This window comes from Micromonospora echinofusca (assembly GCF_017614955.1).
Taxonomy (GTDB): domain Bacteria; phylum Actinomycetota; class Actinomycetes; order Mycobacteriales; family Micromonosporaceae; genus Micromonospora; species Micromonospora echinofusca_A.
Map to the genome: position 1 here is coordinate 1 of NZ_WVUH01000731.1, position 506 is coordinate 506.

Sequence of the window (506 nt, forward strand, 5' to 3'; positions counted from 1 at the left end):
GCACCCTCTACACCGCGTTCCACAACGGCCAGCCGAACCCCCTGCCACCACTACCGGTCCAGTACGCCGACTACGCCACCTGGCAACGCCAATGGCTCACCGACGGCACCCTCACCCGGCAGGAAACCTACTGGCGACAGACCCTCCACAACGCCCCCACGCTCCTGGAACTGCCCACCGACCGACCCCGACCCACCGAACAGGACCACCACGGCGCCCAACTGGCCCTGAGTTTCGACGCCACCCTGACCTCGGCGCTCAAGGCCCTCACCGCCGACCACGGTGGCACCCTGTTCATGACCCTGCTCACCGGCTGGGCCATCGTCCTGTCCCACCTCTCCGGCCAACCCGACCTCGTCATCGGCACCCCCACCGCCAACCGCCGCCGCACCGAACTCGAAAACCTCATCGGCTTCTTCGTCAACACCCTCGCCCTCCGGGTCGACCTCACCGGCGACCCCACCGTCACCGACCTCCTTGACCGCGTCCGCGACCTCTCCCTCACC

At 68.4% G+C, this 506-nt stretch carries 1 protein-coding gene; it reads left to right on the plus strand.

Features of this window, described 5'->3' with window-relative positions; genetic code table 11:
* Positions 1–506: condensation domain-containing protein (locus GSF22_RS34125; RefSeq protein ID WP_244454635.1), on the plus strand; the 506-nt coding region annotated here is incomplete at both ends.